Source organism: Methylobacterium sp. TK31 (assembly GCF_055361545.1).
Window position 1 is genome coordinate 1,470,960 of the sequence record NZ_CM143964.1, and the last position, 19,148, is coordinate 1,490,107.

19 protein-coding genes are annotated in these 19,148 nt (G+C 72.1%); 8 read left to right on the forward strand and 11 right to left on the reverse strand.

What is annotated here, in order from left to right:
* Window positions 1-161 precede the first annotated feature (161 nt).
* Window positions 162-329: a hypothetical protein gene (locus ACXJY8_RS06770; RefSeq protein ID WP_463777815.1), complete on the forward strand. Its 168-nt coding sequence runs from the start codon at window positions 162-164 to the stop codon at window positions 327-329.
* A 125-nt stretch (window positions 330-454) separates the two neighbouring features.
* Here the strand turns inward: ACXJY8_RS06770 and ACXJY8_RS06775 are convergent, their stop codons facing one another.
* The 4 genes from ACXJY8_RS06775 to ACXJY8_RS06790 all read right to left on the reverse strand — a co-directional run bounded on the left by ACXJY8_RS06775 (window position 455) and on the right by ACXJY8_RS06790 (window position 5,482).
* Entirely contained in the window at window positions 455-1,033 is a 579-nt protein-coding gene (locus tag ACXJY8_RS06775; protein ID WP_463777817.1) for a hypothetical protein, read from the reverse strand.
* A 132-nt stretch (window positions 1,034-1,165) separates the two neighbouring features.
* Complete coding sequence (pgl, locus tag ACXJY8_RS06780) at window positions 1,166-1,894, reverse strand: 6-phosphogluconolactonase (protein WP_463777820.1); 729 nt, start codon at window positions 1,892-1,894, stop codon at window positions 1,166-1,168.
* A 106-nt stretch (window positions 1,895-2,000) separates the two neighbouring features.
* Window positions 2,001-2,975, reverse strand: coding sequence for a phosphogluconate dehydrogenase (NAD(+)-dependent, decarboxylating) (gene gnd, locus ACXJY8_RS06785; RefSeq protein WP_463777823.1), 975 nt, complete (start codon window positions 2,973-2,975; stop codon window positions 2,001-2,003).
* Window positions 2,976-3,148: 173 nt separating this feature from the next.
* Complete coding sequence (locus tag ACXJY8_RS06790) at window positions 3,149-5,482, reverse strand: NADP-dependent malic enzyme (RefSeq protein ID WP_463777827.1); 2,334 nt, start codon at window positions 5,480-5,482, stop codon at window positions 3,149-3,151.
* A gap of 396 nt (window positions 5,483-5,878) precedes the next feature.
* Here ACXJY8_RS06790 and ACXJY8_RS06795 point away from each other — a divergent pair, with 396 nt between their 5' ends.
* A complete protein-coding gene (locus ACXJY8_RS06795; protein ID WP_108036089.1) occupies window positions 5,879-6,133 on the forward strand; it encodes a DUF3297 family protein in 255 nt (84 codons plus the stop codon).
* Window positions 6,134-6,137: 4 nt separating this feature from the next.
* Here the strand turns inward: ACXJY8_RS06795 and ACXJY8_RS06800 are convergent, their stop codons facing one another.
* From ACXJY8_RS06800 to aspS, 3 genes are all read right to left on the reverse strand, one after another.
* Window positions 6,138-6,830: a hypothetical protein gene (locus tag ACXJY8_RS06800; RefSeq protein ID WP_463777830.1), complete on the reverse strand. Its 693-nt coding sequence runs from the start codon at window positions 6,828-6,830 to the stop codon at window positions 6,138-6,140.
* A gap of 102 nt (window positions 6,831-6,932) precedes the next feature.
* Window positions 6,933-7,244 carry a hypothetical protein gene (locus ACXJY8_RS06805; RefSeq protein WP_463777833.1) on the reverse strand — a complete coding sequence of 104 codons (312 nt, stop codon included), beginning with the start codon at window positions 7,242-7,244 and terminating at the stop codon, window positions 6,933-6,935.
* Window positions 7,245-7,298: 54 nt separating this feature from the next.
* Window positions 7,299-9,113 carry an aspartate--tRNA ligase gene (gene aspS, locus ACXJY8_RS06810; protein WP_463777837.1) on the reverse strand — a complete coding sequence of 605 codons (1,815 nt, stop codon included), beginning with the start codon at window positions 9,111-9,113 and terminating at the stop codon, window positions 7,299-7,301.
* Window positions 9,114-9,298: 185 nt separating this feature from the next.
* Here aspS and ACXJY8_RS06815 point away from each other — a divergent pair, with 185 nt between their 5' ends.
* The 4 genes from ACXJY8_RS06815 (at window position 9,299) to cuyB (ending at window position 12,761) form a co-directional block, all read left to right on the forward strand.
* Window positions 9,299-9,754, forward strand: a complete 456-nt coding sequence (locus tag ACXJY8_RS06815) for a hypothetical protein (protein ID WP_463777842.1) — start codon at window positions 9,299-9,301, stop codon at window positions 9,752-9,754.
* A gap of 79 nt (window positions 9,755-9,833) precedes the next feature.
* A complete protein-coding gene (gene rnd, locus ACXJY8_RS06820; protein ID WP_463777845.1) occupies window positions 9,834-10,985 on the forward strand; it encodes a ribonuclease D in 1,152 nt (383 codons plus the stop codon).
* Window positions 10,986-11,018: 33 nt separating this feature from the next.
* Window positions 11,019-11,906 (forward strand): LysR family transcriptional regulator, encoded by an 888-nt coding sequence (locus tag ACXJY8_RS06825; protein WP_463777847.1) that lies wholly within the window; start codon window positions 11,019-11,021, stop codon window positions 11,904-11,906.
* A 144-nt stretch (window positions 11,907-12,050) separates the two neighbouring features.
* The gene (gene cuyB / locus ACXJY8_RS06830) at window positions 12,051-12,761 is read left to right on the forward strand and encodes a cysteate racemase (protein ID WP_463777849.1); all 711 of its coding nucleotides are present in this window, start codon (window positions 12,051-12,053) and stop codon (window positions 12,759-12,761) included.
* Window positions 12,762-12,825: 64 nt separating this feature from the next.
* On the opposite strand, the gene ACXJY8_RS06835 is transcribed toward cuyB, so the two are convergent.
* Both ACXJY8_RS06835 and erpA read right to left on the reverse strand, forming a co-directional pair.
* A complete protein-coding gene (locus tag ACXJY8_RS06835) occupies window positions 12,826-14,673 on the reverse strand; it encodes an aq_1923 C-terminal domain (protein WP_463777852.1) in 1,848 nt (615 codons plus the stop codon).
* A gap of 136 nt (window positions 14,674-14,809) precedes the next feature.
* A complete protein-coding gene (erpA, locus tag ACXJY8_RS06840) occupies window positions 14,810-15,136 on the reverse strand; it encodes an iron-sulfur cluster insertion protein ErpA (RefSeq protein WP_056349834.1) in 327 nt (108 codons plus the stop codon).
* Window positions 15,137-15,333: 197 nt separating this feature from the next.
* Between erpA and ACXJY8_RS06845 the strand changes: the two genes are divergently transcribed.
* Window positions 15,334-16,611 carry a deoxyguanosinetriphosphate triphosphohydrolase gene (locus tag ACXJY8_RS06845; protein WP_463777856.1) on the forward strand — a complete coding sequence of 426 codons (1,278 nt, stop codon included), beginning with the start codon at window positions 15,334-15,336 and terminating at the stop codon, window positions 16,609-16,611.
* Between the two features lie 18 nt (window positions 16,612-16,629).
* Here the strand turns inward: ACXJY8_RS06845 and ACXJY8_RS06850 are convergent, their stop codons facing one another.
* Both ACXJY8_RS06850 and ACXJY8_RS06855 read right to left on the reverse strand, forming a co-directional pair.
* Window positions 16,630-17,256 carry a PilZ domain-containing protein gene (locus ACXJY8_RS06850; protein ID WP_463777859.1) on the reverse strand — a complete coding sequence of 209 codons (627 nt, stop codon included), beginning with the start codon at window positions 17,254-17,256 and terminating at the stop codon, window positions 16,630-16,632.
* 77 nt (window positions 17,257-17,333) lie between these two features.
* On the reverse strand, window positions 17,334-17,942 hold the full coding sequence (locus ACXJY8_RS06855; RefSeq protein WP_463777862.1) for a PAS domain-containing protein: 609 nt from the start codon (window positions 17,940-17,942) through the stop codon (window positions 17,334-17,336).
* A 298-nt stretch (window positions 17,943-18,240) separates the two neighbouring features.
* On the opposite strand from ACXJY8_RS06855, the gene ACXJY8_RS06860 reads away from it, so the two are divergent.
* A complete protein-coding gene (locus ACXJY8_RS06860) occupies window positions 18,241-19,056 on the forward strand; it encodes a rhomboid family intramembrane serine protease (protein WP_463777867.1) in 816 nt (271 codons plus the stop codon).
* Window positions 19,057-19,148 lie beyond the last annotated feature (92 nt).

Below are 19,148 nucleotides of genomic sequence, written 5' to 3' on the forward strand. Positions count from 1 at the left end.
GCCGACCTCCCCGGCAGGGCCCGCGCCGGCCCGCCCGGCAGGGCCCGGATGTGCGTCCGTCAGCCCGGCTCCGGCCGCATGACCGCAGTGCGGTATAAGGCATACCAAATTCCGTTGTGCAGTGCGATAAGGAGAATGCGCACCGTCACCGGGGTTCCAGGATGCTGTCTCTGTTCGTTCTCGGCCTGGCCGCCGTCGCCATCGGCCCGATGCTGGCCCTGCTGATCGACGACGAGGCCGCGCCGCCGGTCGCCGCCGATACGGGCTCCGCCGGCATGTTCGTCGCCCTCAACGACAACACCCGCGCTCCGGTCCGGCGCGCCGCCTGACCCCACCCGGGACGTCCGACGACCTCGACCCGCCCGACCTGCGTCGCGGCGGGTTCGTCATGCGTGGGCCTCCGCCCGACCGGTTCGGGATGGCGGCCTTCGGCCTGGCCGGAGGGGAGGCCGTTTCAGGGGGCTTTGGGCGGCTTGGCCGCCGCGGCGCGGGCCGGCCGGGCCGGCTTGACCACCGGGGCCGCGGGCGCCGCCGGCCCTTCGATGGTGAGGTCGCCGCTCTCGTCGTCGAGCACCGGAATCAGGTCGAGGCTGAGGGCCGGACGCTCCGCGCGGGCGCCGCCGGACGCGGGGGCGGCGGGGATCGCCGCCGGCTCGGCCACGGCCGTGACGATCGGGGCCGGCCTGGCGTTCGCCGAAGGTGCCGCAGTCGCCAGGGGGGTGGGCGAGGATGCCGGCGACGGTACGGGCAGAGCTTCGGCGGATGCCCGGGCGACCGGCTCGGCGGCCCAGACCCGGGCCGGGGCGGGCGCCTCGTCCGCGACCGGGTAGGGCGTCTTCACGGTGAGGATCAGCAGGACCGGCAGGCCGAGCACGGCCACGAGGGCGAGGCCCGCGAGGGCACCGGCGCGCATGCCGCGCAGGATCGGATGGGGCGCGGCCTCGGAGACCGAGCGCAGCGGCCCGATCCGGTGATGGGATGCGCGGCGCGGCCGCCGGGCAGGGCGGCGGGACAGGCCGTCGGAAGACTCCACGCCCATGGCACAGCGTTGCGAAACCGGGAGATTCCGGCAATCGGCAAGTGTTCGCTCACCGATACCGACAAATCAATCCTTTTTGTCAGTGAAGCGATGACTCGGGGCGGCGACGCTCTGATTTCGCGTAGATCAGGCCCCGGCCGCCTCCCGGTCCACCAGCCAGACGAGCCGGCCAACACTGCGCAGGTGCCGGGCGGGCAGGTCCTCGCCGCGCGCGAGCCGGCGCAGGGGCTCCTGCTTCCCGGCCCCCGTGACGAGGACCAGGGTCTCGCGGGCCGAGGCGAGGGCCGGGAAGGTGAGGGTGATGCGCGGCACGAAGGGGGCGAGCCCCGCCTCCGGCACCGGCGCCGTCCAGGCGTGGCGCTCCGCCAGCGCCGGCTTGGCCGGAAAGAGCGAGGCGGTGTGCCCGTCCTCGCCGAGGCCGAGGAGGACGAGATCGAACAGGGGCCGGGCCGGGTCGAGGACGGCCGCGCCGTAGAACGCCCGCAGGGTCTCCGCATAGGCGCGCGCGCCCGCCTCCGGCGTGCCGCCCGTCTCCATCCCGTGCAGGTGGCCCTCGGGGATGGGCGCGTCGCCGAAGGCCTCGCGCGCCATGCGGACGTTGCTCGCCGGGTCGGTCCACGGCACCATCCGGTCGTCGCCGAAGAACCAGTGCAGGCGCTCCCAGGGCAGCCGCGCCCGGTACGCCGGCTGGCTGAGCCGGGCATAGAGGCGCTTCGGCGTCGAGCCCCCGGAGAGGCAGACCGCGATCTCGCGGCGCGGCGCCGAGCCGCACAGGGCGACGAGGCGTTCGGCGGCGGCCTCCGCCACCGCGGCGGCATCGGGCAGGATCTCGGCGGCCTCGGGCAGGGGGATCATGGGCGCGGGACCTCGATGCGGACGGGACGTCGGGGCAGGGGGCACAGGAGCGGAGGGCACAGGAGCAGGGGGGCCGGGGAGGCCCCGGCCCCGGAGCGCTGCGGCGCTATTTCGGCTCCTGGTGCCCGCCGAAGCCCTTGCGCATGGCCGAGAGCAGCTTGTCGGCGTAGCTCGCCTCCTCGCGGGAGCGGAAGCGTGCGTAGAGGGCGGCCGAGAGCACGTTGGCCGGCACCGATTCCTCGATGGCGGCGTTCAGGGTCCAGCGCCCCTCCCCGGAATCGGCGACGAATCCGGAGAAGTTCTCCAGGTGCTCGTCCTGGGCCAGGGCCCCGGCGGTGAGGTCGAGGAGCCAGGACGAGACCACGCTGCCGCGGCGCCAGACCTCGGCGATGTCGCCGATGTTCAGGTCGAAGCGCTGGGCCTCGGGCAGGTCCTCGGAATTGGCGTGCCGGAGGATGTCGAAGCCCTCGGCATAGGCCTGCATCAGGCCGTACTCGATGCCGTTGTGGACCATCTTGACGAAGTGGCCCGCCCCGCTCGGGCCGGCATGGATGTAGCCCGCCTCCGCCCGCGGGTCGCGGCCCTCGCGGCCCGGGGTCCTGGGGATGGTGCCGAGGCCGGGCGCCAGGGTCCGGAAGATCGGGTCGAGGCGCTCCAGGGCGGCCGTGTCGCCGCCGATCATCATGCAGTAGCCGCGCTCCAGGCCCCAGACGCCGCCGGAGGTGCCGACGTCGACGTAGTGGATGCCGGCGCCCTTCAGTTCGGCGGCGCGGCGGATGTCGTCCTTGTAGAAGGAATTGCCGCCGTCGATGACGATGTCGTCCGCGGCCATCAGGCCGCCGAGGGTCTTCACCGTGGCCTCGGTGATGGCGCCCGCCGGGAGCATCACCCAGGCGGCGCGGGGCGCGGAGAGCTTGGCGACGAAGTCCTCGAGGCTGTCCGCCCCCGTCGCGCCCTCCGCCACCAGGGCGGCAACCGCCTCCGGGTTCTGGTCGAAGACCACCGCCTGATGCCCGTCCCGCAGGAGCCGGCGGACGATGTTGCCGCCCATCCGGCCGAGGCCGATCATGCCGAGTTGCATCCCGTGTCTCCCGTGCCCGCGATGACGCACCGGACTCGCGCCCGGCCGTCGCACGCTCCCTCACGCGCAGGGCTATCGCATTTGGGCTGCCGGGGCGAGGCGGCGGATCGGCCGCCGCCCCTGCGTCCGGCGCGCGGGTCTCCCCCTTGCCGGAAGCCGCGCCCGCCCCCCGCCTACGCCGAGGTCGGCCCGACGCCGGGCTCGGCCAGGACCGGGCTGGCGCCGACATCGGCCGCCTGCGCCTCGACCACGGCGGCGGCCGTGACGTTGACGATGCCGCGGGCGGTGACCGAGGGCGACAGGATGTGGGCGGGCTTGGCCGGGCCGATGAGCAGCGGCCCGACGGGCAGCGCGTCGGCCAGCACCTTGGCGAACTGGAAGGCGATGTTGGCCGCATCCAGGTTCGGCAGGATCAGCACGTTGGCCGCTCCCTTCAGGCGCGAGGCCGGCATCACCCGGTCGCGGATCATCTCCGAGAGGGCGGAATCGGCCTGCATCTCGCCGTCGACCTCGAGGTCGGACCGGCGCTCGCGGATCAGCCCCAGGGCGGTGCGCATCTTCACCGCGGAGCGCGAATCCGACTGGCCGAAATCCGAATGGCTGAGGAGCGCGATCTTCGGGGTCAGGCCGAAGCGGCTGACATGCTCCGCACAGGCCACGGCGACGTCGGCGATCTCCTCGGCGCTGGGATCCGTGCGGACATGGGTGTCGGCGAGGAAGTAGGCGCCCTCCTTGGTCACGATCAGGCTCATGGCGGCGAAGTCGAGCACCCCCGGGGCGAGACCGATCACGTCGCGGATCACCCGCAGGCGGGTCTCGAAGCGGCCCTCGAGGCCGCAGATCAGCGCGTCCGCCTCGCCGCGGCGCACCGCGATGGCGCCGATCACGGTGTTGTTGGTGCGCACCAGGGTGCGGGCGGCGTCCGGCGTGATGCCGCGCCGTCCGGCGGCCTCCAGGTAGGTGGCGACGTAGTCGCGGTAGCGCGGATCGTCCTCGGGATCGATGAGGTCGAAATCGACGCCCTGCCGGAGGGAGAGGCCGAAGCGCTTGATCCGGGTCTCGATCACGCGGGGCCGGCCGACGAGGATCGGCCGCGCGACCTTGTCCTCGCAGATCGCCTGGGCGGCGCGCAGCACGCGCTCGTCCTCGCCCTCGGTGTAGATGACCCGCTTGGGGTTCTCCTTCGCCTTGGAGAAGATCGGCTTCATGATGAAGCCCGAGCGGTGGACGAAGCGGTCGAGGCTGTCGGTATAGGCCTGGACGTTCTCCAGGGGGCGCCCGGCGACGCCCGAATCCATCGCGGCCTGGGCCACGGCGGGGGCGATGCGCAGGATCAGGCGCGGGTCGAACGGGCTCGGGATCAGCGAGCGCGGGCCGAAGGGCCGGGCCTCGCCGCCATAGGCGCGGGCGACCACGTCGGAGGGCGTCTCGCGGGCGAGCGCCGCGATCGCCTTCACGGCGGCCTGCTTCATCTCCTCGTTGATCGAGGTGGCGCCGACGTCGAGGGCGCCCCGGAAGATGTAGGGGAAGCAGAGGACGTTGTTGACCTGGTTGGGGAAGTCCGAGCGCCCCGTGCAGATCATGGCGTCGGGGCGCTTCTCCTGCGCCAAGTCCGGCATGATCTCGGGATAGGGGTTGGCCAGCGCCATGATCAGCGGCTTGTCGGCCATCTTCTCCAGGTATTCGGGCTTCAGCACGCCGCCGGCCGAGAGGCCGATGAACACGTCGGCGCCGGGGATGACCTCGGCGAGCGTCCGGGCCTGCGTCTCCTGGGCGTAGACGTCCTTCCAGCGGTCCATCAGCTCGGGCCGGCCCTTGTAGACCACGCCCTTGATGTCGGTGACGGTGATGTTCTCGACGCGGGCGCCCAGCGACACCAGCAGGTTGAGGCAGGCCAGCGCCGCCGCGCCCGCGCCCGAGGTGACGATGCGGACGTCGGAGAGCTGCTTGCCGGCGAGCTCGAGGCCGTTGAGGACGGCGGCCGCCACGATGATCGCGGTGCCGTGCTGGTCGTCGTGGAAGACCGGGATGTTCATCCGGGCCCGGCACTGCTCCTCGACCTCGAAGCACTCCGGCGCCTTGATGTCCTCGAGGTTGATGCCGCCGAAGGTCGGCTCCAGGGCGCAGACCACGTCGACGAGCTTGCCGACGTCGTGCTGGGCGACCTCGATGTCGAACACGTCGATGCCGGCGAACTTCTTGAACAGGACGGCCTTGCCCTCCATCACCGGCTTCGAGGCCAGCGGTCCGATGTCGCCGAGGCCGAGCACGGCGGTGCCGTTGGTGAGCACCGCGACGAGGTTCTGGCGGATGGTGAGGGTGGCGGCCTCCTGCGGATCCTCGTGGATCGCCATGCAGGCGGCGGCGACGCCGGGCGAGTAGGCGAGCGCGAGGTCGCGCTGGTTGCCGAGCGGCTTGGTCGCCTGGATCTCCAGTTTCCCGGGCCGCGGCAGTCGGTGATAGACGAGCGCTCCCGACTTGAGATCGTCGGACATATTGTCGCCCATGGTCGTCCTCCTGAGGATTGCGCGCTGCCCCGGCGTCGGAGCGCGTCTCCCATCATCGGCGGGATCTTCGCTTGCGGGCCCCTGTTGCACCGGCTGCCGGATGGGCGCAACCCGCGCGAGAAGCCCCGGATCGACCGTGCCCGCCCGCCGTTCGGGCCGGTTTCCCCATCGGCACAAACTCCTACGGCGGGGCCTCCCTGTCGCGCCCGGATCGCGGTCCGACGCTGACGATCGGAGCGTTTTGTTCCATCGTGGAGGCGGACCATGGTCCTGCGCCGGGCGATCGTGTTCCTGCCAGGACTCCGGAATCGGCCCGGCGTTGCGGGAGGACGCCGAATCCCGTACCCGCTTGCGCTCCCGCCCCACACGACGTGAAACGATCCAAGGCCCGCGACGATGTCCGATACGCCCCCCGACCGCCTCGCTGTGAATCCCAACAGCCCGTACTACGACGAGAAGATGCTCGAGCGCGGCATCGGCATCCGCTTCAAGGGCGTCGAGAAGACCAATGTCGAGGAATACTGCGTCAGCGAGGGCTGGGTCCGCCTCTCTGCCGGCAAGACCCTGGACCGGGCCGGAAACCCGATGACGGTGAAGCTCAAGGGCCCCGTGGAGCCGTATTTTCGCGACGACGCACCGGCCGAGGGCTGAAGCCTCAGGCCGACGCGTCCTCCAGCGGGAACGGCGTCGGCTCCCAGTAAGGCTCGAGCTTGGTGCCGCGGATGTTGTCCGCCTCCCAGCCGTGCAGGATTGTCGCGAGGGCGGCCCGGTCGTCGGCCAGGAGCGGTTCGGCGACGCTCAGGACCATCCGGCGGCGTTTCTGAACCCAGGGGACATCGGGATACCGGTTTTCGCGAAGCTCCGGCTCCAGGGCTTCGTAGAGCGCCCGCGCCGCAACCAGGTCGCCGAGAGCGATGTGGAAGATCAGGCGCGTTTCCGGCCATTGTGGCACCTTGCGATCGGTGCCGTCGGTGTAGACCGCCCAGAAGGCCGGCAGCGAATCGATTGCGCGAAGCCGGGGAAGTGCGACCGTCGCGATGACCGAGAGCAGATCCTCGATCATCGTCGGGTCCGACCAGTCCCATGCCACCACGTGGGACGATGCAGGACGATGCAGGTAGCCGGAATAGCCGATGCTCGTCAGCAGATCGGAACCCGGCATGAAGGTCTGCAACATCGTCCATTGCGGCGTACAGAAGTCCTTGTGTGAACTGCGGTCGATCAGGACGCGCAGGGCCACGTGGCGAACCGGACGAAGCCAGAGATAGTGGGACCCGATCTGTTTCAGGTCGTCATACTGCGCTGCCAGGGGTCCGAAAATCTGTTTGATCTGCTTGGCGTTCGTCATCGGTCTGGTCGTCCGCATCTCGCCATCGCCGAGACGCGACACCCGTCGAGGAGTCGTCCTCAACGCGTGGGTGAGTCGGGAATCACGCCTCGGGCTTCCCGATCATACCGGATGTGCCCGCTCGCGCTTCGCCCGCTCACCGGCAAAATTCCGCACCGCCACGGCCACCGCCTCCGCCAGCGCGCCCTCGGAGGTCGGGTCGCGCAGGACGAGGCTGGTGATGGCGTCGGGATGGTTCTTGCGCTGCTTCGGCGTGCGGGCATGGTTCGAGACCCGCAGGGCGAAGGCGCAGGCCTCGGGCTTGAGGTAGACGCTGTCGCCCCGGGTGTTGCGGGCCACCACCGCGAAGCCCTGCGCCGTGAGGATCGCCACGGCGCGGACCAGTGCCTCGGCCGGACGGAGGAGGTGGCTCATGCGCGCCTCAGGGGTCGGGGCCTTCCCCGCGCGGGGAAGGCCGGTCTCGTCGCCTCAGGCGCCCTTCTCGGGCAGGTTGAGGCGGATGTGGAGCTCGCGCAGCTGCTTCGGCGTGGCCTCGGCGGGGGCGCCCATCATCAGGTCCTCGGCGCGCTGGTTCATGGGGAACAGCACGACCTCGCGCAGGTTCTGCTCGCCGCAGAGCAGCATGACGATGCGGTCGATGCCCGGCGCGATGCCGCCGTGCGGGGGCGCGCCGAGCTTCAGGGCGTTGAGCATGCCGCCGAACTTCTCCTCCAGCACCTCGACGCCGTAGCCGGCGATGCCGAAGGCCTTCTCCATCACGTCGGGGCGATGGTTGCGGATCGCGCCCGAGGACAGCTCGGTGCCGTTGCAGACGATGTCGTACTGGAACGCCTTGATGTTCAGGATCGTCTCGGCATCCGCCGGGTCGAGGGCGAGGAACGCCTCCCGGTCGAAGTTCGGCATCGAGAACGGGTTGTGCGAGAAGTCGATCCGCTTCTCGTCCTCGTTCCACTCGTACATCGGGAAGTCGGTGATCCAGCAGAACGCGTACTGGTCCTTGTCGGACAGGCCGAGTTCGTCGCCGATGCGGATGCGGGCCTTGCCGGCGAGGGCCGCCGCCTTGGCCTCGGTGCCGGCCGAGAAGAACACCGCGTCGCCGGCCCCGGTGCCGGTCTTTTCGCGAAGGGCCGCCTGCACGTCGGCAGGGATGAACTTGGCGATCGGGCCCTTGCCCGTGATCGTGCCGCCGTCGTCCTCGAAGATGATGTAGCCGAGGCCCGGGGCGCCCTCGGCGCGGGCGAAGTCGTTGAGCTTGTCGAAGAACGAGCGCGGCTGGGTCGCGGCCCCCGTGGCCGGGATGGCCCGGACCACGCCGCCGGACGCGATCACGCCCTTGAAGGCCTTGAACGCCACGTCCTCGCGGGCGAACTCGGCCGTCACGTCGGCGATGATCAGCGGGTTGCGCAGGTCCGGCTTGTCGACGCCGTATTTCAGCATCGCCTCGGCATAGGGGATGCGCGGGAAGGTGCCGGTGACGCGCTTGCCCTCGGCGAATTCCTCGAAGACCGAGCGCAGCACCGGCTCCACCGCCTGGAACACGTCCTCCTGCGTGACGAAGCTCATCTCGATGTCGAGCTGGTAGAACTCGCCCGGGGACCGGTCGGCGCGGGCATCCTCGTCGCGGAAGCACGGCGCGATCTGGAAGTAGCGGTCGAAGCCCGCGATCATCGTCAGCTGCTTGAACTGCTGCGGGGCCTGCGGCAGCGCGTAGAACTTGCCCGGGTGGACGCGGGACGGGACGAGGTAGTCGCGCGCGCCCTCCGGGGAGGAGGCGGTGAGGATCGGCGTCTGGAACTCGAAGAAGCCGCCCTCGCGCATGCGCCGGCGCAGGCTGTCGATGATCGCGCCGCGCTTCATGATGTTGGCGTGCAGCTTCTCGCGCCGCAGGTCGAGGAAGCGGTACTTGAGCCGCGTCTCCTCCGGGTAGTCGAGGTCGCCGAAGACCGGCATCGGCAGCTCGCCCGCGGGGCCGAGCACCTCGAGGTCGTCGATGTAGACCTCCAGCGTGCCGGTGGGCAGGTCCGGGTTCTCGGTGCCGGCGGGACGGGTGCGGACCCGGCCGTCGATGCGGATGACCCATTCCGAGCGCGCCGCGTTGGCGGCCTGGAAGGCCTTCGAATCCGAATCCACCACGCACTGCGTCAGGCCGTAATGGTCGCGCAGGTCGATGAACAGCACGCCGCCATGGTCGCGGATGCGGTGGCACCAGCCGGAGAGGCGGACGCTCTGGCCGACATCGGACGGCCGGAGCGCCCCGCAGGTATGGGTCCGGTAACGGTGCATGACGGGCTGCTGCATAACGGGCTGACGGATCACGGGCTTTGGGGATTGAGCGGCGCACCATTCACGCGGGAGAGGTGAAGTCAAGGCGACGGCGATGCGCGGGGGAGGCCCGAAGGCCGCCGAAACCCGGCCGGCGCGGCCTCGGAACCCTTCCGGAATCACCCGGCGATTCCCATATTAGTCCCATGAATTCCAACGCTTTTTTCGACATTCTGCGGCAGACCGGGGTAGAGGCTCCCGCGGCCGCTTCCGGGGCCGCCGCCGCGCCCGCCACGGGCGAGCGGCAGGAGGGCCGGTGGCGCGTCCTGCCCCTCGAGGGCACCTTCGAGATCGTCTACGAGGATTCGCGCGGGGCCTGGAGCACCCGGCGGGTGGAAGCGCGCGAGCTGAAGCTCGGGCCGGGCCGGACGCTCCTGGGCGGCATCGACCGGGGCCGGGGCGGCTACCGGGGCTTTCGCGCCGACCGCATCCGCCGGCTCACCGACCCGGCCAGCGCCACGCGGATCGAGGCCGGCATCCTCGACTGGCTCCTCGCCCGGGCCGAGGCGCAGCGCCGGGAGCGCGCGGCCCATGTCCGGGCGCTGGCGGCGCGGCGGCGCCCGGTCAAGACGCGCGACGGGCCGCGCGAGGTCGCCGCCTAGAGGTATTCGCGGGCGCGAATTCTGGTGACCGGGTCCGGCGTCCCTCGCCTGGGACGAGAACCTTCGGTATAGCCGATTCATGGATCTGATCGCCACCACTGCGGCCCTGGCCGAGGCCTGCACCCGCCTGTCCGCCCATTCCTTCGTGACCGTCGACACGGAGTTCATGCGCGAGACGACCTACTATCCGAAGCTCTGCCTCATCCAGATGGCGGCGCCGGACGGGACGGGGGTGCTCGTCGACCCGCTCGCGCCCGATCTCGACCTCGCGCCGTTCTTCGCGCTGATGGCCGACGAGGGCGTGGTGAAGGTGTTCCATTCCGCCCGCCAGGACCTGGAGATCATCTGGCTCCTCGGGGGCCTGCTGCCGCAGCCCTTCTTCGACACCCAGGTCGCCGCCATGGTCTGCGGCTACGGCGACTCGGTCTCCTACGAGCAGCTCGTCAACGACGTGGCCAAGGCCAAGATCGACAAGTCCTCGCGCTTCACCGACTGGTCGCGCCGGCCGCTCTCGGACGCCCAGCTCAGCTACGCCCTCTCGGACGTCACCCACCTGGTGAAGGTCTACGAGGTGCTGGCGGGCCAGCTCCTCTCCACCGACCGCGGCGAGTGGCTCGACGAGGAGATGAGCGTGCTCACCTCGCCGGACACCTACAAGGCCGACCCGGGCTCGGCCTGGCGGCGCCTGTCGGGCCGGATGCGCAAGCCGCGCGAGATCGCGGTGCTGATGGAGGTCGCCGCCTGGCGCGAGCGCGAGGCCCAGAGCCGCAACGTGCCGCGCGGGCGCATCCTCAAGGACGAGGCGGTGATCGACGTCGCCACCTCGGCCCCGCGCAGCGTCGAGGCGCTGGGGCGCCTGCGCTCGATCCCCGCCGGCTTCGAGCGCTCGCGCACCGGCACCGACATCCTGGCGGCGGTGGAGCGCGGCTTCGCCCGCGACCTCTCGGACATCGCGCTGCCCGAGCGCAGCCGCGGCCGGGGCGGCAACGGCGCGCTGGTCGAGCTGCTCAAGGTCCTGCTGAAGGCCGTCTGCGAGACCGAAGGGGTCGCCCCCAAGATCATCGCCACGGTGGAGGATCTCGAGGCCATCGCGGAGGACGACGCGGCCGACGTGGCCGTGCTGCACGGCTGGCGCCGGGCCCTGTTCGGCGAGAAGGCCCTGGCCCTGAAGAGCGGCCGCCTCGCCCTCTCGGCCGAGCGCGGCCGGGTGGTGGTGCGCGAACTCGCCTGAACCGGCGCGGGCGCGCGTCGTGGGACTGACATCGTGGAGCTGAAGTGGCTGGAGGACTTCCTCAGCCTCGCCCAGACCCGCAGCTTCTCCCGCTCGGCGGAGGCCCGCCACGTCACCCAGTCGGCCTTCAGCCGGCGCATCCGGGCCCTGGAGCTCTGGCTCGGGGTGAACCTCGTCGATCGCAGCACCTATCCCACCACCCTGACCCCGGAGGGACGCCGCTTCCGCGACACCGCCGAGGAGAGCGTGCGGGTGCTCCTCGGCGCCCGGGCGGACCTGCGCGCGGGCCTCGAATCCGCCGAGCCGCTGGTGCGCATCGCCGGGCTGCACACCCTGGCGCTGACGTTCTTCCCCGCCTGGTTCCGGGCCCTCGCCGCGCGCACGGGACCGGTGGCGACGCGGCTCCTGCCGGACGACTTCCACGATTGCCTCCAGGCCCTGGTGGAAGGCGGCTCGGACTTCCTCCTGACCTTCCACCATCCGGGCGTGCCGATCCCCCTCGACCCGGAGCTCTATCCCCACCGGGTCGTCGGCGCCGACGCGCTGGTTCCGGTGCGCAGCCCGGACCTGGCGCAGAACGGGCCGGTGCCGCGCCTCGGGTACGGACGGGATTCCTTCCTGGGGCGCGTCAGCCAGCTCGCCGAGGCCGAGCTCGGCCTGCCGCCGGGGCCGGTGGCCCATGCCAACCCGATGGCCGAGGCCCTGAAATGCATGGCGCTCGAGGGCCACGGCCTCGCCTTCGTGCCGCGCAGCCTCGTCACCCGCGAACTCGCCGAGGGGCGCCTCGTCACAGCGGGACCCGCGGTGCCCCTGGAGATCCGGCTCTACCGCAACGCCGCCAAGACCCACGGGCCCAGGACGCGGGCCGCCGTGGCGGCGATCTGGGCGGCGGCGGAGACGGGTCCGTCCGGACCCGTATGAGACCCATGGGGCGGGTTAGTCCGAACCCGCATAACGCTTGGGGCGGGTTAGTCCGAACCCGCATGGGGCGTTCCGACTCGGCATTGGCCCCCGCGCCGGTCTTCGCGCATCCCTCCGTCGGGACGCACGACGAGGACGGGGACGATGGCGGGACGCGAGATCTTGGGCGTGCTCGGCGGCATGGGGCCGATGGCGACGGTGGACTTCCTGCGCAAGCTCGTGGAGGCGACGCCCGCCGCCCGTGATCAGGACCATCTCGCCGTGATGGTGGCCCAGGCCGCCGACATTCCCGACCGGACCCGGGCGATCCTGGGGCAGGGGCCCGACCCGCTGCCGGCGATGACCCTGGCCCTGCGCCGCCTGGAGGCGGCCGGCGCCACCCGCATGGCGATCCCCTGCAACACCGCGCATCACTGGCACGGGGCGCTCCAGGCCCTGACGCCCGTCCCCATCCTGCACATCGTCGACGCGGTGGCGGCGGCGCTCGCCCGCCGGGGCCTGGCGGGCGGGCCGGTGGGCCTGCTCGCCACCGACGGCACCCTCCGGGCGGGGCTCTATCCCCGGCATCTCGGCCGCCACGGCTTCACCTGCCGCGCCCCAGCGGACCAGGCGGCGGTGATGCGGGCGGTCCGCCTCGTCAAGGCGGGGCGGGGCGCCGAGGCCCGGCCCCTCCTGCAGGCCGCGGCCGCGGCGCTGGTCGCGGACGGCTGCCGGCAGGTGGTGATGGCCTGCACCGAGATCCCGCTCGCCCTGACCGACCCGGCGGAGCCCCTGGGCGCGGTCCTGCTCGATGCCACCGACGCCCTGGCGCAGGCCTGCGTGGCCGCCGCCGCCCCGGTCCGCCGGGCGGCGTGACCCCGGCCCGGCCGGCTCCGACGGGCCTCGGGCCCGATGACCTTTGGGCTCGATGCGCCGCGGCTCAATTGGCCTTGGCGTTGACCTCGAGGCGGTCGAACAGGGCCGCCGGGGTCGGGGCGGCGGTGAATTCCAGCATGCCGATGCCGGCGGCGTTCTTGGGCCGCAGGCTGAGGGAGAGGGTGCCGGGCTTGGTCACGAACTGGCCCATGGCGGCGCCCACCGCCTTGGCGCCCGCCGAATTGCCCAGGATCGCCGGCACGCCGAACACGCTCGCGGTGACGTATTCCTGCTTCAGCTCCTCGGGCTTGAGGCTGAGCACCTTCGACTGGGCGGCGATGAAGCGGTCGAACAGGCCGGTATTCTCGATGGTGAGGTCCAGCGCCTTGGCGGTGGCCGACAGCATGGCGAAGCTCGACACCGCCACGTCCGGGTTGAAGACCTCCGGGCCGATGCCGCCGAGCATGCCGTTGATGCGCAGGCTGCCCATGTCCTTGCCGGAGACCGAGACCTCGGCGAGCTTCAGCTCGCGGGCGGCCTCGTCCCAGGAGGTGTCGGCCACCAGGGCGAGGTCGAGGTCGCTGTAGCCGTAGAGGCCGAGGGAGCCGAGGCCGGGTACCCCGGCCACCGCCGAGGCCGGCAGGGTCAGGCCGGACAGGCTGAGGCGCCCGGCCGTGGGCACCCCGTCGCGCGGGGTCGCGAAGTTCATCGAGCCGTCGCGCAGGCCGACATGGGTCGGGGCGGCCCCCGTGCCGCCGGCGGGCGTCCTGTCGATGGGCGTCCTGTCGGCGGGATCACGGGGCGCCTTCGCCTCGGCGGGCAGGTCGAGGCTGAGATCCTTCAGGGCCAGGGTGCCGAGGGCCGGCGTCAGCAGGCGCAGCTCGGCCTCCGAGGGCGGCGTGGTCAGGGCGGACAGCTTGCGCAGGGCCGCCACCGTCGGGCCGAGGGAGAAGCCGTCGAGGGAGAGCCGGGCGAGGCGGGCCTTGGCACCGTCGATGCCGGCGAAGCTGATGTCCTCCAGGTGGAGCCCGGCGCCGGTGAGGCCGAGGCGGCCGATGCCGAGGCTGAAGGCGTCGCGGGGCTTGGCCTCCTGGACGCTGAGGCCACTGGCCTCCAGGGAGCCCACCGAGATCGCCTCGGCGAGGTCGGCCCCGAGGCTCATCAGCCGCGAGCGCTCGGGGGGGGCGAGCCGCTCGTAGTCCACGGCCGTGAAGGCCTGGAGCGCGCCGGTCCAGGTCGCCGGGATCTGCCGGCCGCTGAGGTCGCGGCCCTCGATCCGGGCGATCTTCACGGCGGTGCCCTGGGCATCCACGTAGGCGACGTCGTCGACCGCGAAGGTGGCGTAGATCCGCTGCAGGGCGCTCTTGCCGTCGCCCGCCTCGCCGTAGAGGCGGGCGAGCACGGTGAGGTCGAGATCGGTGGCGCGCATCCGGCCGTAGGTGCCGGTGCCTTTCTGGGGACCGCCCTCCAGGAGGATCGCGGCGCCGGCGGCGGTGAGTTCGGCGATGCGCCCGGCGCGGACGTCGCGGGCGACCACGTCGCGATAGGTGACCACCGGCGTCGCCCCGGCGGTGCCGGTGCGCTCCACCCGCAACTCGGGCATCGCCAGGCTCGCGGCGTCGAGGCGCACGAGGCGGGAGGCCCAGGATTCACCGGGGCCGGGCTTCAGCAGGGCGGTGAGCTCGTCCTTCGAGAGGCGGGTGCCGCTGGCGGTGAGGCGCGGCGCCCGCAGCACCGTGTCGCCGAAGGCCAGGGTCACGTCCTGCAGGGTGACGTCCTGGACCGCCGAGGCCGCCTCCTGGGCCTGGGCCGGCCCGGGCCGCACGGCGGTCCCCGCACCGAGGAGGACGAGGACGCAGGCCGAGGCACCGGTCGCCCACGCGCGGAGGGGGCGGCCTTTCGAGCAGGTCATGGGCTTATCCGGATCGCTGGCGAAGAGGCGCTTTCAGGGGGAAAGGCCCGGAGGCGTCGGGGAGAAGGCCCATCCGTGCCGCAGTTTCACGCGGGAGGCAATCGCGGGAGCGGCCCCCGCGGGGGCCGCGCCGCACTCACAGCGAGAACGAGGTTCCGCAGCCACAGGAGGCGGTGGCCTGGGGGTTCTCGATCTTGAAGGACTGGCCGATCAGGTCGTTCACGAAATCGATGGTCGAACCGCTCATGTATTCCAGCGACATCGGGTCGACCAGGACGGTGGCGCCGTCGCGCTCGATCGCGACGTCGTCGGCGGCCCGCGCCCGCTCAATGTCGAAGGCGTAGGAGAAGCCCGAGCAGCCGCCGCCGTTCACGCTGATCCGCAGGGAGGCGCCGGGCGGTTCGGCACCCATGATCTCGTTGATGCGCTTGGCGGCGCGGGGCGTCAGGGTGATGTCGGCCATCGGGGATAGTCTCGCGGGGTGCTCTCGAAATCCGCCGGCCGTCCCGGCCGGTCGCGGGCCGGGGCGGCGTTGGAACAACGGGTGGGACACACAAGATATGCCTGGGGGGCCGATGCTGCAACGCGACGGCGCGTCGGGGGCCGGGCCGAGGCCCGGCGGAACTCTTCCGGTCGATCGAATGGGGGCGGCGAGACGTGATGCAGGCGGATGAGACTGGGCGGGGCGAGGCCCGGCGGCGCGGCGAGCGCTGGCGGGCGCCCTATGCCACCGACCCGGCGGCCACCCGCGGGCGCCTGATCCCCGAGGCGATCTCGCCCACGCGCAGCGACTTCCAGCGCGACCGCGACCGCATCATCCATTCCTCCGCCTTCCGGCGCCTCAAGCACAAGACCCAGGTCTTCGTCCACCACGAGGGCGACCATTACCGGACGCGGCTGACCCACACCCTGGAGGTGAGCCAGATCGCCCGGGCGCTCGCCCGGGCGCTCGGTCTCGACGAGGACCTCGCCGAGGCGCTGGCCCTCAGCCACGACCTCGGCCACACCTGCTTCGGGCACACGGGAGAGGACACCCTGGACGCCTGCATGGCGGACCATGGCGGCTTCGACCACAACGCCCAGGCCCTGCGCATCGTCACCCGGCTGGAGCGGCGCTACGCCGGCTTCGACGGGCTCAACCTCGCCTGGGAGACCCTGGAGGGGCTCGTCAAGCACAACGGCCCGCTGCTGGAGCCGGACGGGCGCCCGACCCGGCGCTGGACGGGCCGCGGCATCCCGGCCGCGATCCTCGAATACGACGCTCTCAACGACCTCGAACTCGCCCGCTTCGCCGGCCCCGAGGCGCAGGCCGCGGCGCTCGCCGACGACATCGCCTACGACAGCCACGACCTCGACGACGGCCTGCGCGCCGGCTTGTTCGACCTCGCCGACCTCGCCGCGGTGCCGTTCCTGCGCGGCCTCCTCGACGAGATCGAGGGGCTGTACCCGAACCTGGAGCCCTCGCGGAAGATCCACGAGCTGGCACGGCGCGTCATCACCCGCTTCGTGGAGGACGTGATCGCCGAGAGCACCCGGCGCCTCGCCGCGCTGAATCCGGCCTCGGTGGCGGATATCCGGGCGGCGCCGGAGCCGGTCGTCGCCTTCTCGGAGGCGATCACGCGGGCGGATGCGCAGATCAAGACCTTCCTGTTCGCCCGCATGTACCGCCACCCCGGCGTGCTCGCGGTGCGGGCCAAGGCCAACGACATCGTGTCCGACCTGTTCGCGCGGTTCACGGACGAGCCCGGCGCGATGCCGGAGGAATGGTCGGCGGGCCTGGAGGGGGCGGAGGCGGGACGCATCGCCCGCCGGGTCGCCGACTACATCGCGGGCATGACCGACACCTACGCGGTGATCGCCCACCGGCGCCTGTTCGCGACGACACCGGACCTGCACTGGAGCCCGGCCAGCCGCGGCCTGCCCCTCACCGACCCGTAGGGCCGGGGGCGGGCGACCTCAGAGGATCAGCCCCTCGTGGAACAGGTCGGCGGAGATCGGCAGCATGAAGTGCACGCCGATGCCGCCCTCGAAATGGCGCACCACCCGCCCGGGGGTCCGCCCGACCATCAGGCTCATGCCGATCGCCGGGGTGCTGCCGGTGGCGAGCGCGACACCCGACATCGAGATGTCGATGATCCGGGCCGACACCTCGCGTCCGCTCTCCAGGCGCAGGAGGACGCCCGTGACCAGGGGCGTCAGGCGCTCGTGCGTGCGGCCCTCCGGCAGCCCGAGGCTCTCCCGGTTGGCGAGCCAGGTCAGTTGCGAGGCGATCTTGTCGCGCTTGCGCGGCGTCGCGCTGAGGCGGACGGCGAAGCCCCCGGGGATGAGGCGGGCGATGGTGCCCTCGATCCGGCCGACATGCTCGAGGTAGAGCACCACGCGCTCGCCGACCTCGCCGGTGACGGCGCAGGTGAGGCGGACCCCGCCCGGGGACATGTCGACGGTCTGGCAGGGGTATTCCCGCCGGTCCGCCAGCATGTAGCGCCCCAGCATGGAGACCTTGACGCGGTGGTGCCGGCGCAGGTCCGAGATCCGGACGTCACGGGGCAGCCTCGCGGGCGGACGGGCGGCGACCTCGATCATGGGAACAGGGCGACTCGTTTCGAGGCTTCACTGCCCGTCAGGCTACCGGTCGCTGGTTACGATAAGGTTTGCCCGGTTCAGGCGCGTCCGCCGGGATGGACGAGGAGGTGGCCGCGCCGGAGGGGGGCGCTGTCGTTGGCGGGCTCGGGCAGGTCCTGCAGGGTCGCCTGCGCATCGCGGTAGGCCGGGGCGGCCTCGTGGCCGAGGATGCGCAGGGAGGTGGTGCGGATCTGCGTCAGGGGCCGGATGCCGAGCCAGTGCGGCACGCAGGTCGGGCTGAGGGCGCCCAGGATGCGGGACTGGGTCTCGCCGTGGTGGCGCAGGGGCAGCAGCAGGAGTTCGAGGTCGATGCCCTCGCCGCGCTCGGTCAGGCCCTGCAGGCCGGCCACGACCCCGACCGTGTCCAGGGCCACGGCCTCGACCAGCAGCCACGGATCGGCGTCGGGCCGACCCCAGAGGCCGGCGAAGTCCCGGCCCTTCAGCTCGCGCCCGAACAGGGCGCAGACATGGGTGCCGGCCAGCCGGACCGAGGCCGCCCCGCGCGCCATGTCGACCTCGAGGATCAGGCTGTCGGCCAGGAGGTTGCGGATCTCGCCGGGCTCGATCTCGCTGCGCTCCGGCGCGGCGCGGGCGTGCCGCAGCTTGTCCCAGTAGGCGTGGAGCAGGCGGCTGGTCGGATGCTTCATGGGAGTCCCACAATGGCACGGTCCGGCGAGGGACCTTCTCGGATCGGGCGCTTTCGGGACGGTTCTGGGCCGCTCCCGAAGTCTGTGCCAGGCTCCGCGCAGAGCTTATGCCGCCCACCCTCGCGACGCCCCCTTAACCCTTCGTCAAGGTTAACGGGGACCGGGGGTTGTCCACCGACAAGTTTAGGCAGGCCGCCTCCGCGCGAGGCCGGGCGGAGCGCGGCGATTGTTCACGCGGCGCGGCTTTCCGGCACCGCGGGGCTTGCGGCGCCGCATCCCGCCCCGACATGGTGGCCCCATGGATGCCAGCCCCGACCTGCCGCCGCAGAACCGCGTTCCGATCTTCAACATGCCGGGCGTGGTCACCGCGTCGATCGGGGTGCTGGTGGGAATCCACGCCCTGCGCGAATTCGTGCTGCCGGATACCTGGGACATCGCCGCCCTGATCGACCTCGCCCTGATTCCCGGGCGCTGGAGCGTGGCCGTCGATCCCGCCCGGGCCGAGGAACTCCTGCGGGCGGCCGCGGCGCTGGCGGGCGACCCCGAGGTCGTCGAGGCCCGGCAGGCCTTCGCGCGCTACGTGGCGGCCGACCCCGCCGCGATGCCCTGGACCTTCGCGACCTACGCGCTGCTGCACGGCTCGTGGATGCACGTGATCTTCAACACCGTCTGGCTCGCCGCCTTCGGCTCGCCGGTGGCCCGCCGCTACGGCCCTTGGCGCTACGGCCTGATCGCCCTCGTGGGCGCGGTGGCGGGCGGCATCCTCCACGTCCTCCTCGACCCCTTGAGCACCGCGCCCCTGATCGGGGCCTCGGCGGGCGTCTCGGCCCTGATGGCGGCCGCCGCGCGCTTCGTGTTCCAGCCGCCGCCGGTCTATGCCGGCGCCCTCCCCTGGCAGCGCCCGGCGCCACCCCCGCTCCAGACCATCCCGGAGCTGATGCGCAACCGCACCGCGGTGGTGTTCCTGGGGATCTGGCTGGCGACGAACTTCCTGTTCGGGATCATCGCCCTGCCGCTCGGCGCCGAGGCGACCTCGGTGGCCTGGGACGCGCATCTCGGCGGCTTCGTCGCGGGCTTCTTCCTGCTGCCGCTGCTCGACCGCACCCGGCGCTGATCGCCGGCCCCGGCTCCGGCCCCGGCTCCGGCCCCAAAATCTGAATTATCCTGCTATTCACCCGGCAAGACCCTGCGGGATCTTGCCATATG